Raw genomic sequence first — 13,553 nt, 5'->3', positions numbered from 1 at the left:
CCCTCAGTGCCCGCCGGGACCGGAAAGGTTGCCGTCCGGGCGTACCGGATCTGCGGCGGCCGCCCGGGGTGCGGGTTCACCCGTTTGCCGCAGCGCGGTGGCGACCCGGGTGGGGGGTGAGCAGGCTGTCCGCAGAGCTGCCGATTCACAGGGATGGCGGAGCCAGATGGGGGTGCGACGTGCCGGACGCCGGTGCACCGGTCCCAGGAACGCCCCCCGCCGACAAAATGGCGGGCGCGCTCCTGGACACACTGTTCAGCCAGTCCGCGGTGGGGCTGCACGTCCTGGACACGGAACTGCGGGTGGAGCGGGTCAACGCGCTGTCCGACGCGGTCGCGCCCGAGCGGATCGTGGGACTGCACTTCACGGAGGCGTACCGGCTCCATGACCCCGAGAAGGCGGAGGAGCTGCTGCTCGGCGTGCTGGAGAGCGGTGTGCCCGTCCTGAACCATGTGATCCGCGGGCAGCTCATGGGGGCGCCGGGGCCCGAGCGCAGTCTGCTGGTCACGGTCCACCGCCTCGGCGACCCTTCCGGCCCGCCGCTCGGGCTGCTGGCGGCCGTCGTCGACGTCAACGAACGGGAGAAGTCGCGCGCCCGGGTGGACACGCTGGCCGCGGTGCGCAGGAATGTGGGCCACTCCCTCGACATGGAGGCGATCTGTCAGGGGTTCGTGGGTGCACTGGTGCCCCGGTTCGCGGACTTCGCCGTGGTCGAGGTGGTGGACGAGGTGCTGCGCGGTTCGAGCGCGCCGCTCAGCCCGGTGAGGTCCGATGTCCCCCTGCGTCGCGCGGCCCAGCTGGGGGCCGACGGGGACACACCGGTGGGCGTGACGCGGCGGCTGCCCCAGGGCACGCCGTACGCCCTCGCCGCCAATGATCTGCGGCCCCGGCTCGTCCAGCTCGGCCCGCACACCCCGTGGCTGGACTCGGATCCGGTCACCGGGCACATGGTCACGGCGGTCGGCGCCCACTCCCTGATCGTGGCACCGCTGAAACTGCACGGGGCCTTCCTCGGACTGGTGAGCCTGTACCGCTGCCCCGGTTCCGAGCCGTTCGACGAGCGGGATCTCACCCTCGCGCTGACTGCCGCCGCCCACACGGCGCTGAGTATCGAGACATCGCGGCGCTACGCGTACGACCATGTGATCGCCTCGACCGTCCAGCGCAGGCTCCTGCCGCAGTACAACGGCGCCCGGATCGCCATCGAGACCGCACATGTGCTGCTCCCGGGGCGCAACAGCGGCTGCTGGTTCGACACCATCGGGCTGTCCGGTGCCCGGACGGCGCTGATCATCGGAAACGTCGCCGGGCACGGACTCCAGACCGCCATCACCATGGGGCAACTGCGTACGGCCCTCCACGCCCTGGCCGGTCTCGACCTGGACCCCGACGAGGTACTGGCCCGTCTCAACGACACGGCCGACCGCCTTGCCAGGGAGCGCCGGTCGCTTCCGCCGGGTGACTCGCTGCACCGCCAGCCTCTGACCGCGACCTGTCTGTACGCGGTCTACGACCCCTTCGCCCGGACCTGCACGGTGGCGCGGGCGGGGCATCCGGCGCCGGTCGCCGTAGATCCGGACGGCCGCCCGGTCCCCCTCGACGTGCCCGAGGGACCCCCCCTGTTCTCCGACGACAGCGCCCCGTTCGCCACCGCGACGGTCGAACTCGCCGAGGGCAGTGTGCTGGCCTTCTTCACCGGTTCGCTGCTGTCCGACAACGAGTCCGTGACCAGGGTGCAGGACGCGCTCGCCTATCCGGACCGGCGTCTGCAGGAGCTGTGCGACGCCGTCGTCTACACCCTCCCCGCCGAGGCGCACCCGGACGGTGCCGCGCTCCTGCTCGCCCGGACGGGCGTCGTCCCGCCCGACCGGGTCGCGACCTGGGAACTGGCCCACGACCGGACCACCCCCGCCATCGCCCGCACCCTGGTCCGCGACCGGCTCGAAGGCTGGAACCTCGACGAGGTGACGATCGAGGCGACCGAGCTGATCGTGAGCGAGCTGATCACCAACGCGGTCCGCTACGGAACCCCGCCGCTCCACCTGCGGCTCCTGCTGGACCGCACCCTCACCTGCGAGGTTCACGACACCAGCCCGGTGGCCCCGCATCTGCGCCACGCCCGTACCGTGGACGAGGGCGGCCGGGGCCTGTTCATCGTCTCCCAGCTCGCGACGCACTGGGGCACCCGGTACGGCACCGACGGCAAGGCTCTGTGGACCGAGCAGGAGATCCCGCCCGACGACGCTTCCTGACGGGACGGCACGGGCTGCCGGCGAGGCGGCTGGGCTCGCAGCATCGCCCGGGGGGACCGAGCATGAGGGCATGGGCACGGGCATGGAGACCTTCCGCGGGAAGCCGCACCCCCTGCGTGCCCTGGCATTCGTGCTGGCCGCCCTGTGCACGCTGGTGATGGCCCTGACCGCGACCGCGCGCTCCACCCTGGTCTCGCCGTGAACCAGTCGGTTGCGCGCGTCTGCCAGGGCAGTGCCCGGCTGTGCGGGATGCGGTACGACGAGGTGGCCTACGTGACCTCGCACAACGCCGACTCGACGACGTACGACCGCTTCATCGGGCCGCTGCAGGACCCCGACATCACTGCGCAGCTCAATGCGGGTGCGCGGGCGCTGCAGATCGATACGTACCACTGGGAGACGTCGCAGGAGATCACGCAGCGGCTGGACACTTCCGAATTCTCCCCGGAGCAGCGGCGGCTCATCGGCTCGGCGATCGACCGGCTCAACCCGCCGCGCGAGGGCCTGTGGCTGTGTCACGCCGTGTGCCGGGCGGGCGCGATCGAGCTGGTGCCCGCCCTCACCGCGCTGGGCACCTGGATGCGGGAGCATCCGAGTGAGGTGGTCACGCTGATCGTGCAGGACGCGATCAGCGGCGAGGAGACCGAACAGGCCTTCCGGCAGGCGGGCCTCGACGACCTGCTCCACACACCGGACCCCGACCCGGACAAGGCGTGGCCGACGCTGGGCGAGATGGTCGACAGCGGCCGGCGGCTCGTGGTCTTCGCCGAGGAGGCCGACGGGCCCGCACCCTGGTACCGCAACTTCTACCGGTACGGAATGGAGACGCCATTCGCCTTCCGCTCCCCCGCCGAGATGAGCTGCGTCCCCCACCGCGGGGGCACCGGCAAGCGGCTGTTCCTGCTGAACCACTTCATCACGGTCGCGGGCGGCAGCCGGCTGGACGCGGGGAAGGTCAACGCCCGTGACTGGGTGCTGGACCGGGCCCATCGGTGCGAGCGGGAACGGGGCAGTCCGGTGAACTTCGTCGCCGTCGACTACACGACGATCGGGGATGTGCGTGGGGCGGTCGCGGCGCTCAACGACGAGCGGGCGGCGAAGGCCGACGCCTCCTGACGCGGAAGCGGACACGGGTGCGGCGCACCACGGCGGTCGGGCCGTGGTGCGCCGCGGTCAGGGCGTCGGCAGCCGCCCCGTGTTCAGCGGGCGGAGCGCCGACGGATCAGCGGTGGCCGCCGTAGCGGTGACCCCAGGACTTGGAGTCGACCTTGTGGCCGTGCGAGTCCCGCAGGGTCGCGGTGTCGCTGTTGTCCCAGACGTAGCGGCGGAGGTCCTGGTAGACGTCGGTGCGGGAGTCGCGGCCGACGCCGGTGTGCACACGCACCGAGGAGCGGCCGGGCAGACGCAGGTCGAACCGGTAGGTGCGGTGGCTCTCGTCACGCAGGGTCCAGCCGCGCAGGTTGACCGAGTGGCGGCTCGTGTTGGTAACGGTGACCCACTCGCCGTTCAGGCTCCGGTTCGAGCCGTTGTCGCGGCCGGGGCTGTTGTACTGGATCTTGCCGAGAACGACGGCCTGGCGAGGGGCGTGACCGCGGCCGTGGCCGTGGTCGTGGTCGTGGTCGTCTGCGACCGCCGGGAGGGCGGCGGCGGCGACCAGCGCGCCGGAAGCGAGTACAGCAGCGGTGATCCGTCGTGCGGAACGGGACATGAAGACCCCTCAAGTGCAGGCCCGGACCCTGCGGTCCGGGCGTTGTTCGGTCCCGGCGTAGTGCCGGGAAGGCATACTTTGACCCGGTTGCCCGGTGTCCGGATACCGCCCCAGTACGTGTTACAGGATGCAGACATTTCCGTCACACGCGGTTGTACGCGACATCCACCGAAACCTCCGGGTACCTGTCAATCGCTGCCCGCTGCACCCACCCGCACGGCATCGGGTTGACGGAAGCCGGCGCACCACCCCGCCCCCGCCCCACGTCCGCCCGGGCCCGGCCGCCCGGCCCCCGGAACCCGTAACAACGGCGGCCCAGCCGGATCTGAACGCCCGTTCCGTTACCCCCGGAAAGCAGCACAGAGGTTCCCTCGAACACCGGCCGAAGGCGTTGGTTGCACGGAACCACGGGCGTGGCCGAGCGGGTGCGGCTGACCGCTGATGCCGCGTCACACCCCGGCGCCGGCGGCCGGGCGCCTCCCGGACCAGCCGAGCAGGACCACCGAGCAGACCGCGGCGAACGCACACCAGGTGGAGATGAACTCCAGGCGCCACAGCACGGCACAGACCGCAGCCCCGCCCGCGACCAGCAGGCCGAGCCGGGCCAGCACCCGGTCGCCGGACAGGAGCAGCGATCCGACGGTGGCCAGGAGGTAGCCCGCCACGAGCAGTTCCGGCCACGGCAGGTCGAGGACGTACCCGAGGGTGTGCCCGCGGATCTGCGCCGTCACGGGCCGGGTCGCCAGGCTGTAAGCAAGAGCGGCGGAGGTCGCCGCCCCCGCCGCCAGTGGCACCGCGAGCCGGCGCCGGGCCTGCCGCGGGGCAGCGCACAGCACACCCAGCGGCACCCACAGCGCGAGGATCGGCAGAGCGATGACCGCCCAGGCCACGGTCGCCGGTCCGGTTCCGCCGTCGGCCCGCCAGACCACGGACTCGATGATCTGATGCGCCCCCAGGAGCAGCGGCAGCGCGGCGAGCGGAAGGTCCCTGGCCCGCCGGGTGCGGACCACGCAGGCCGCGCCGATCGCCGCAATCGCCGTACCCGCGACGAGATCGGCGGTCGCACTCCAGCACATGGCGCCACCCAGGGGTTTCTCGTGTCCGCCGGCCGGTCTCCGCCGCAGCCGCTCCCCGGCCACGCTACGGCCCGGTCCGGCGGCCGCCGAACCATGACACTCCCACTTCTTGACCGGTCCATGCCGTTGACGTACCGTCACCGCTGTTCTCATACAAGAACTCGGTTCACCATACGGAACATCACGGTACGTCGTTCCGATGGTCGAGGGATTGCCTACCACCGCACCAAACCACTCATTGGTGCCTGCGGAGGACACCGCAGGCGGTGAAAGGAATACCCAGTGCGTACCAGAAATCAGCATGCCAGACGCAGAGGCGGCCGGGCAGCCGCCTCGTTCGTCGCGATAGCCTCGCTCGCTCTCGCGGGGCTCACGGCACTCTTCGCCACCGGTTCCGCCACGGCGGCCCCCGCAGCGGGCTCGTACAGCCTGTCGAACGCCGCGAGCGGACTGTGTCTGGAGGTTCCCGGCGCGGGAACCTCCGACGGCGTCCAGCTCGGCCAGCGGTCCTGCAGCGGCGCCTCGAACCAGACCTGGCAGCTCAAGGCCTCCGGCAGCGGATACACCCTGGCCGCCGGGCACAGCGCCAAGTGCGCCGGGGTCCGTGACGCCTCGACGAGCGCGGGCAAGGCCGTGGAGCAGCAGAGCTGCACCGGCGGGGCCGGCCAGGTGTGGACGCTCGCCCAGGTCAGCGGCGACACGTACCAGGTCGTCAACGCCAATGGCGGCAAGTGCCTGAACGTCAAGGACAGTTCGACCGCGGCCGGCGCCCTGGTCCAGCAGAACTCCTGCGACTCGGTGACCAGCAAGCGCTGGACGTTCACCGCCGCCGGGTCGACCCCGACCGACCCGCCCACGGATCCGCCGACCGACCCTCCGACCGACCCCGGCTCCCCGCCCTCCTGGCCGACGGCCACCAGCAGCCAGGCCGTGACCTCGACCATGAAGGTCTCCGGCACCTACGACGGCGGCCTGAAGCGCTTCTACGGAAGTGGCGACCTGGGCAGCGACGGCCAGGACGAGGACCAGCCCGCCCTGATCGAGCTGGCGGACGGCGCCACGCTGCAAAACGTCATCCTCGGCTCCCCCGCCGCGGACGGCGTGCACTGCCTGGGCGCCTGCACCCTGAAGAACGTGTGGTGGGAGGACGTGGGCGAGGATGCCGCCACCTTCCTCGGCGGCTCCTCCTCGCTGGTACGCACGATCGACGGCGGTGGCGCGAAGCAGGCGGACGACAAGGTCTTCCAGCACAACGGCGGAGGCACCCTGATCATCAAGAACTTCCAGGTCAAGGACTTCGGCAAGCTCTACCGTTCGTGCGGCAACTGCTCCACCCAGTACGGCCGGCACGTCCAGGTACAGAACGTATGGGTCACCGCACCGGGCGACGGCCTCGTGGGGATCAACCCCAACTACGGTGACACGGCCCGTCTGTCCGGCGTGACGATCTACGACGACGGCGACCGTGACATCGACATCTGCACCAAGTACAAGGGTGTGACGAGCGGCGAGCCCAGCCAGACGGGCACCGGCCCGGACAGCACGAACTGTCTGTACGCCACCTCCGACATCACCTATGTCGACTGATCACCGGTGACGTGCCGGGCCCGCCCCGTCCCGGACAGTGGGGCGGGGCGGGCCCATGACCGCGGCCATGTCACCGGTGGGAGCCGGGCCGGCCTCAGGCCGTCGCGTCCGACCAGGCGTACGGCGGTGGTACGGGCCCGTCCCCGGGGCCCGCACCTGCCCGGCCCAGTTCGCGGTCGGCCACACTCATCAGCTGACCCGCGACATCGCGCATCGCGCGGCTCGCCGCCAGCTCGTCACCGATGGTGGGCACGTCCGGGTCCTGCGGACTGCACCGGGCGACCCCGTGGCCGGTGAGTTTCGCGGTACCGGTGTCCAGCACCGCTTCCGCCTTCGTCGTCCCGTCGTCCTCCGACAGATCGACACGGACCGTCCACTCCATCGATCGGTTCATCGCGCACCTCCCGGCCCGCACCGGCAGGCGGGCGCCCGCCGCCGTACGGGTCCGTTTCCAGCATCCACCCAACCGGCCCCGCACGCCCGTTCCGGCTCGGCCTGCGCGGATCCCCGGACCGAAATACGATGCAGAGGACCACGCCCGCAGCGGCCGGGCCGGGCCATCCCTTCCGGTTCACCGGCGTCGGCCTCCCGGACCGACCCGCCACGACGGATCCTGTGGTGCGGGTGGCCACCACCTGCCCTGCGGAGCGGCCCATGAACCGGCGTCGTCCTCCCCGCCCGGCCAGCGCCGAGGAGCTGCTCACCACCCTCCACCGCCTCACCTCGCGGGCACGCCGGGAGGTGGAGCTGCATCAGGCGCGGGTGGAGCTGGCCGTGGCACTGCAGCGCGAAATGCTCCCCTCCGTCCTGCCCGACCTGCCCGGTCTGCAGACCGCCGCCCGCTACACCCCCGCGCGGAGCGGTCTGGACATCGGCGGTGACTGGTACGACGGATTCCTGCTGCCGGACGGGTCGCTGGCCTTCGCCATCGGGGACGTACAGGGACACGACGTCGAGGCGGCGGCCTTCATGGGCCAGGTCCGGATCGCGATGCGCGCCCTCGCGGTCACGGCAGCCGATCCGGGCGAAGTGGTACGCCGGACGAATGACCTGCTGCTGGCCGTGGACTCCGGGCTCCTGGCCACCTGCACGTTCGTCAGGCTCGATCCGCGGACCCGGGAGCTCCAGAGTGCCCGCGCCGGTCATGTGGGCGCGGTCTGGGCCACCGCCGACGGCAAGTCGGGCGTCACCGAGGACGAGGGCGGTCTGCCGCTCGGGATCCAGAGCGGTGAGGAGTACCCGGTCACCACCCGGCTGCTCACGACCGGTGGGGCCTTCGTCCTGCTCACCGACGGCGTGGTCGAAGGACCGTCGTACCCCATCGACGAGGGACTGGACGCCGTCGTGCGACTGGTGCGCTCACGCGCGGGCGACAGCGCGGACGAGCTGGCCGACGCGATCCTGGAGACGGCGGAGCGCACCGGGCACGAGGACGACGCCGCCGTGCTCGTCCTGCGCCACGAGACGTTTCCCGCCGCCCCCGGATGAGGCCGGAGGGACCGGCGCGTGTCACAAGGCCGCCGCCTGTCACGGCCGGTGTCTGATGAGAAGCGTGATCCGCAGCGAGAAGAACCGACGCAGGGCCGTGGCTGCACTGCGCATCCTGGCTGTCGCCGGCGCCTACTACGCGGCCGCGGACCTGGGGCTGCTCCGGAAGGTGACCGTCCACGGGGCAGTGATCACTCCGCTGTGGCCACCGACCGGAATCGCACTGGGCGCCCTGCTGTACATGGGGTTGCGCGTATGGCCGGGGATCGCGCTCGGCTCCCTGCTCGTGATCGCGACGCTCACCGGATCGGTGACGCCGTCCACCGCCCTCGTCGTGGCGGGCAACACGCTCGCGCCCGTCTGCGCCTTCCTGATGCTGCGCCGAGTCGGCTTCCGTACGGAGCTGGACCGGCTGCGCGACGGTGTCGTCCTGGTCTTCCTGGGCGCGATGGCCGGGATGGTCATCAGCGCGACCACGGGAACCGCTGTGCTGCTGCTCGACGACAAACTGCCCGCGAGCGGGTTCTGGTCGGTCTGGGCCGCGTGGTGGGCCGGCGACGTCATGGGCGTCCTCGTGGTCACCCCGCTGCTGCTCGTCCTGCGCCGGCTGCGGATGCCGCGGCTCACCGACCGGTGGGCGGAGGCCGTGGCGCTGCTGATCGTCTCAGTGGCGGGATCGCTGCTGGCCATGCGCAGCCCCCTGTCGATGATCTATCTGGTGTTCCCGATCCTCATCTGGGCGGCGCTGCGCTTCCAGCTCGCCGGCAGCGCGCCGTGCGCCCTGCTGATGTCCGTCATGGCGATCATCGCGGGAACGGACCGGGTGGGTCCGTTCGAGGGCCACACCATCATCCAGGTCATGGTCAACCTCACGATCCTGAACGGCGCCGTCGCGCTCACCGCGCTGCTGCTGGCCGCGGTCGTCGCCGAGCAGCACAACGTACGCCGCCGGATCGAGCGGGCCTGCGAGGAACTGGCCGACCTGGTGGACCAGCTCGCCCCGGGCCGGTCGGCGGCCGCCTGGCCGTCCCGGCCGGAGGACGAACGCGAGAGCCGCTGACCGGGCAGAGCCGGATCAGCGCGGGAAGTGCCGGTTCAGGAAATCGTTGCGGAACGTGCCTGCCGGGTCGTACCGGGCCATCAGCTTCTCGAAGTCCTCGTACCGCGTGTACAGGGCGCGCAGGACATCGGGGGCGGTACCGAAGACCTTGCCCCAGTGCGGGCGGGCGCCGAACGGCGCCAGGGCCTCCTCGATCTCCGCGAGCACCGGAGCGACGGCCGCGCCGTCGGGCACCCAGGTGAAGTGGAAGGCCACCGAGTCCCGGCCGGACGCGGGACTCAGCCACAGGTCGTCGCCCGCCACGGTGCGGATCTCGGAGATCTGCAGCAACGGGGTGATCCGGTCCCGGAGCCGGCCCACGGCCTCGTACGCGGCAGCGGCGTCCTCCCGCGCCACGAAGTACTCGGACTGCAGCTCGTCGCCGTTACTGGGAGTGAACTCCAGACGGAAGTGCGGCAGCCTCCGGTGCCAAGCCCCGGGAACGCCCTCCTGACGGGTGCAGTTCCCGGCGGCCACCCCGGGGATGGGGTGGCGCGGACCGTCGGCGAGCCGTGCGCCGAGCCACTCGGCCGGCGCCTGCTGCGGCCCCTCGTCCCCCACCCGCTGCTTGAGCCACACCTGGCCGACCGGCCCCGGCCGCCAGTCGGTGAAGACGCTGACGCTGTACGCGGCCGACATCACCTCGTCGAATGCGCCGGTCAGCACGGACTCGGGCAGCTCCTCGTACACCCACTGCTGCACATCGAAGGCGGGCACCAGGTCCAGCGTCAGCCGGGTCACCACGCCGAGGGCGCCCATCGACACCACCGCGCCGGGGAAGTCCGCGTCGCCTCGTCGCAGGGTGACCGGCCCACCGTCCGCCGTCACCATGTCCAGGGACCGGACGGCCCCCGCGAGGGAGCGGTTCCCGACGCCGGAGCCATGCGTTCCGGTCGCGCAGGCACCGGCCACCGAGATGTGCGGCAGCGAGCCCAGGTTGTGCAACGCGAAGCCGCTCTCGTGCAGCTCGCCGGCGAACTCGCCGAAGCGCAGCCCGGCGCTGACCGTGACCGTCTGCGCCGCCGGATCGATCTCCACGAGCCGCGGCAGTCCGGCCACCGATACGAGGTCCCCGGCGGTGTCGGCGACCGTGTTGAACGAGTGCCGGGTGCCCAGGGCCCGCACCGTGGTGGCGGCGGCAACCGTCTCCTGCAGTTCGGCCTCCGTACGGGGTGTGCACAACCGCCTCGCCCCGAACGTGATGTTGCCGGCCCAGTTCGTCTCCGCGGGAGTCACCGTGCGTTCCTCTTTCGCTCGTGGCCGGGCCATGTCCCCGGCACCGCATTCTCCCAGACAGCAACAGGGGAAAGGAGGCGAGCAGGCCTTGACGATCAACCCTGGTGCCACCCAACGTAGTTGGCGGGCGAAGGTACATATCCGCACACCATCCGATTCCGGCAGGGCCCAAATACCAACAGTCGACCACAGAACCTGAGATCCAGTACGGAACGGGACGAGTCCCGGGTCACCTCGCATGTCTGAACTTCACTGGAACTCCAGCGAAATGGCACGTGTGTGGATATCGTGCACCGAGCGAGGGCGCATCCGTCAGTCCACAGGATCGGCGGATGCGCCCCGTTTGTGGCAATGCAACTGTGACTGGGGGGTTCATGGGGCATGTCGAGCTACCCGAATCCGAAATATCAGGACCCGTGGGACTGGCGGGGGCGCCTCGTCCACGGACCGCTTCGAACCGGCCTCGCCGCCAGGACTTCGACCGCCTGCGGCAGGGCCAGACCGTACAGCGCGACCGTTCCACCCGGCCCGGGCCGAGGAAAAGACCCGGCCGGTACCTGCCACTCGTCATCGGCTTCGACTTCTTCGGCCTGGGGATTCCCGCCTGGCTCGTCCTGCGCACCGACGGACAGCCCAGGGCCCTGGCCGGTGCGGCGGCTGCCGCGATGGTGTGGTCCGGCGTACGGGCCGCGCGCGGCCGCTACACGGCACGAGGCACGGGCCGACCGCCGGGTGCGCTGACCGCCACCGGGGACTGGCTGCTGCTCATCGGGCTGATGGCAGTCCTCTGGACCGCTGTCGACGGCACCATCGACCCGGCGACGGCCGTCGTGGCTCTGCTGCCGGGCCTGCTGGCGACGGCGGCGGCCTCCGGAGCGCGGCGGCTGCCGTGGCCCGGGCGGCGCCGGACGGTCCGCCGCGTCCTGGTGGTCGGCGAGCCCGCGGGGGTGGACCGGGCGGTGCGGCTGCTCGCTTCCCGGGCGGACCACGGCTACCTCGTGGTGGCCGTCGTGCCCGTCGGGACGACGGCACTGGCCTGCGAGGCTCCGGTGCCGGGGCGGCTCGCGCCCGCGCCCGCCGACGACGACGCCTCGACGGTACTGGGGGCGGCCTTCGCCCACGAAGCGGACCTGGCTCTTGTGGTGCCGGGACCACAGCTCGCCGAGGAGCGGTTGCGGTTGCTGTCCTGGGGGCTGCACGACGGCGGGCTCGACCTGTCCGTGCTGTCGCACCTCTCGGAGATCACCGAGAGCCGGGTCCGTCCCTCGTCGGCGGCCGGGCTGACCCTGCTGCACATCGTGCCGCCGCTGCGGCGCGGCCCGCAGCAGGCGCTCAAGGCCGCGGTCGACCGTACCGGCGCGGCTCTCGGCCTGATCGCGCTGGCTCCGCTGCTGCTGACGGTCGCGGCCGCGGTCCGGCTCACCTCGGCGGGTCCGGTCTTCCACCGGCAGATCCGCCAGGGGCAGCACAACCGGCCGTTCACCATGTGGAAGTTCCGCTCGATGGTGGTGGACGCCGAGCAGCGCAAGGCGCAGCTGGTGACGTCGAACGAGAACGACGGTCCGATGTTCAAGATGCGCCGGGACCCCCGGGTGACCCGCATCGGCCGGCTGCTGCGCCGCTCGTCCCTCGACGAGCTGCCCCAGCTCTTCAACGTACTGCGGGGTGACATGTCCCTGGTCGGCCCACGGCCGCCGTTGCCGGACGAGGTGTCCCGCTACGACGAGCAGGAGCTGCGGCGGCTCGCGGTCAGACCTGGCCTGACCGGCCTCTGGCAGGTCAGCGGTCGGTCCGACCTGTCCTGGCAGGAGACCGTCTCGCTCGACCTGTGGTACGTCGACAACTGGTCGGTGGCCACGGACATGGGGCTCATGGCCCGTACGCTGCGCGCCGTCACCGACGGCCGCGGGGCGTACTGAGAGCGGGCGGGGTCGGATGAGGGGAAAGCGAGCGGGCCGGGTGGCGGGTTGCGCAGTGGCCGTCCACCCGGCCCGGGGGTCCGGTCCCGTGCGCCGGTCAGAGCTGGGCACCCTGCTGTTCCAGCCACCAGGCGTAGGTCCGTGCGATTCCGTCACGCAGGGAGATCTGCGGCTTGAACCCGAGGGAGGACAGCCGGGACACGTCCAGGAGCTTGCGCGGGGTGCCGTCCGGCTTGGCCGTGTCCCAGTCGACTCCGCCGTGATAGGACGTCACGTCGGCTACGGTGGAGGCAAGTTCACGGATCGTCAGGTCCTCGCCGGAACCGACGTTGACAGGCGAGTCGCCGTCGTAACGCTCCAGCAGCGTCACGCAGGCGGCGGCCAGGTCGTCGACGTGCAGGAATTCGCGGCGGGGGCTTCCGGAGCCCCAGAGCGTGACGGCCGGGGCGTCGCTCTGCCGCGCCTCGTGGAAGCGGCGGATCAGCGCGGGCAGGACGTGCGAGGTCTCCAGGTCGAAGTTGTCGCCCGGTCCATAGAGATTGGTGGGCATGGCGCTGATGTACGAGGCGCCGTACTGGCGGCGGTAGGACTGGGTCTGCACGATTCCGGCGATCTTCGCGAGGGCGTAGGCCTCGTTGGTCGGTTCCAGCGGGCCGGTGAGCAGCGCGGTCTCGGGTATGGGCTGCGGGGCCCGTCTGGGGTAGATGCAGGACGAGCCGAGGAAGAGCAGCCGCTCGACCCCGGCAGCGTGCGCGCCTGCGATCACGCTCAGCTGGATGCGCAGATTGTCCTCGATGAACTGCACGGGATACGTGCTGTTCGCCATGATCCCGCCCACCTTGGCGGCGGCCAGCACCACGGCGTCGGGACGCGCCTCGCGCAGAAAGGTGCCGGTCCGCTCGGAGTCGCGCAGATCGAGGCGATCGCGTCCGCGGGTGATCACTTCATGGCCGTCGGCGGCGAGGCGGCGCACCAGCGCCGAACCCACCAGACCGCGGTGGCCTGCGACGAACACACGGGCGCCGGGACGTAGCAGGGACGGGACGGATTCCTGGGGAGGGCCGGGGAGATCAGTCGTCATGGCTCGGATTGTGCCAGCAGGTGTATGACGCGGTGACGTTTTACCGCAGATCGCTCAAACTCTGAAATTTCGGTGTGCCCGACCGCCTCTCAGGCGACCACAGAAGG

At 71.3% G+C, this 13,553-nt stretch carries 11 protein-coding genes and 1 pseudogene; 7 read left to right on the top strand and 5 right to left on the bottom strand.

The features are described from left to right. Positions 1 to 227: 227 nt before the first annotated feature. From OG912_RS35450 to OG912_RS35440, 3 genes and pseudogenes are all read left to right on the top strand, one after another. Positions 228 to 2,252, top strand: a complete 2,025-nt coding sequence (locus tag OG912_RS35450; protein ID WP_327713625.1) for a SpoIIE family protein phosphatase — start codon at positions 228 to 230, stop codon at positions 2,250 to 2,252. 70 nt (positions 2,253 to 2,322) lie between these two features. Beyond that, on the top strand, positions 2,323 to 2,454 hold the full coding sequence (locus OG912_RS35445; protein WP_327712907.1) for a hypothetical protein: 132 nt from the start codon (positions 2,323 to 2,325) through the stop codon (positions 2,452 to 2,454). 5 nt (positions 2,455 to 2,459) lie between these two features. Beyond that, positions 2,460 to 3,368: pseudogene (locus OG912_RS35440) on the top strand (hypothetical protein); the annotation flags it as partial. Between the two features lie 106 nt (positions 3,369 to 3,474). On the opposite strand, the gene OG912_RS35435 reads toward OG912_RS35440, so the two are convergent. After that, on the bottom strand, positions 3,475 to 3,960 hold the full coding sequence (locus OG912_RS35435) for a lamin tail domain-containing protein (protein ID WP_327712905.1): 486 nt from the start codon (positions 3,958 to 3,960) through the stop codon (positions 3,475 to 3,477). 449 nt (positions 3,961 to 4,409) lie between these two features. After that, positions 4,410 to 5,036, bottom strand: a complete 627-nt coding sequence (locus OG912_RS35430; RefSeq protein ID WP_327712904.1) for a DUF6629 family protein — start codon at positions 5,034 to 5,036, stop codon at positions 4,410 to 4,412. A 282-nt stretch (positions 5,037 to 5,318) separates the two neighbouring features. Here OG912_RS35430 and OG912_RS35425 point away from each other — a divergent pair, with 282 nt between their 5' ends. Next, positions 5,319 to 6,623: a pectate lyase gene (locus OG912_RS35425; protein WP_327712902.1), complete on the top strand. Its 1,305-nt coding sequence runs from the start codon at positions 5,319 to 5,321 to the stop codon at positions 6,621 to 6,623. 94 nt (positions 6,624 to 6,717) lie between these two features. Here OG912_RS35425 and OG912_RS35420 read toward each other — a convergent pair whose 3' ends face one another. After that, entirely contained in the window at positions 6,718 to 7,017 is a 300-nt protein-coding gene (locus OG912_RS35420) for a DUF1876 domain-containing protein (protein WP_327712901.1), read from the bottom strand. 260 nt (positions 7,018 to 7,277) lie between these two features. On the opposite strand from OG912_RS35420, the gene OG912_RS35415 reads away from it, so the two are divergent. Both OG912_RS35415 and OG912_RS35410 read left to right on the top strand, forming a co-directional pair. Further along, complete coding sequence (locus OG912_RS35415; protein ID WP_327712900.1) at positions 7,278 to 8,111, top strand: PP2C family protein-serine/threonine phosphatase; 834 nt, start codon at positions 7,278 to 7,280, stop codon at positions 8,109 to 8,111. Positions 8,112 to 8,175: 64 nt separating this feature from the next. Next, positions 8,176 to 9,171: an MASE1 domain-containing protein gene (locus OG912_RS35410; protein ID WP_327713624.1), complete on the top strand. Its 996-nt coding sequence runs from the start codon at positions 8,176 to 8,178 to the stop codon at positions 9,169 to 9,171. Between the two features lie 15 nt (positions 9,172 to 9,186). On the opposite strand, the gene OG912_RS35405 is transcribed toward OG912_RS35410, so the two are convergent. Beyond that, the gene (locus OG912_RS35405) at positions 9,187 to 10,446 is read right to left on the bottom strand and encodes an FAD-binding protein (RefSeq protein WP_327712899.1); all 1,260 of its coding nucleotides are present in this window, start codon (positions 10,444 to 10,446) and stop codon (positions 9,187 to 9,189) included. 416 nt (positions 10,447 to 10,862) lie between these two features. On the opposite strand from OG912_RS35405, the gene OG912_RS35400 reads away from it, so the two are divergent. After that, positions 10,863 to 12,365 carry a sugar transferase gene (locus OG912_RS35400; protein WP_327712898.1) on the top strand — a complete coding sequence of 501 codons (1,503 nt, stop codon included), beginning with the start codon at positions 10,863 to 10,865 and terminating at the stop codon, positions 12,363 to 12,365. Positions 12,366 to 12,462: 97 nt separating this feature from the next. On the opposite strand, the gene OG912_RS35395 is transcribed toward OG912_RS35400, so the two are convergent. After that, positions 12,463 to 13,446: a GDP-L-fucose synthase family protein gene (locus tag OG912_RS35395; protein ID WP_327712897.1), complete on the bottom strand. Its 984-nt coding sequence runs from the start codon at positions 13,444 to 13,446 to the stop codon at positions 12,463 to 12,465. Positions 13,447 to 13,553 lie beyond the last annotated feature (107 nt).

The organism is Streptomyces sp. NBC_00464 (assembly GCF_036013915.1).
In the GTDB taxonomy this organism is placed as follows: Bacteria; Actinomycetota; Actinomycetes; order Streptomycetales; family Streptomycetaceae; genus Streptomyces.
The sequence above is the reverse complement of the archived record's forward strand: the minus strand, read 5'-3'. Positions and strand labels throughout refer to the sequence as shown.

Coding starts and splice junctions, on each gene's coding strand:
- OG912_RS35450 (WP_327713625.1), top strand. CDS start 228: ATGGCGGGCGCGCTCCTGGACACACTGTTCAGCCAGTCCGCGGTGGGG.
- OG912_RS35445 (WP_327712907.1), top strand. CDS start 2,323: ATGGGCACGGGCATGGAGACCTTCCGCGGGAAGCCGCACCCCCTGCGT.
- OG912_RS35435 (WP_327712905.1), bottom strand. CDS start 3,960: ATGTCCCGTTCCGCACGACGGATCACCGCTGCTGTACTCGCTTCCGGC.
- OG912_RS35430 (WP_327712904.1), bottom strand. CDS start 5,036: ATGTGCTGGAGTGCGACCGCCGATCTCGTCGCGGGTACGGCGATTGCG.
- OG912_RS35420 (WP_327712901.1), bottom strand. CDS start 7,017: ATGAACCGATCGATGGAGTGGACGGTCCGTGTCGATCTGTCGGAGGAC.
- OG912_RS35415 (WP_327712900.1), top strand. CDS start 7,278: ATGAACCGGCGTCGTCCTCCCCGCCCGGCCAGCGCCGAGGAGCTGCTC.
- OG912_RS35395 (WP_327712897.1), bottom strand. CDS start 13,446: ATGACGACTGATCTCCCCGGCCCTCCCCAGGAATCCGTCCCGTCCCTG.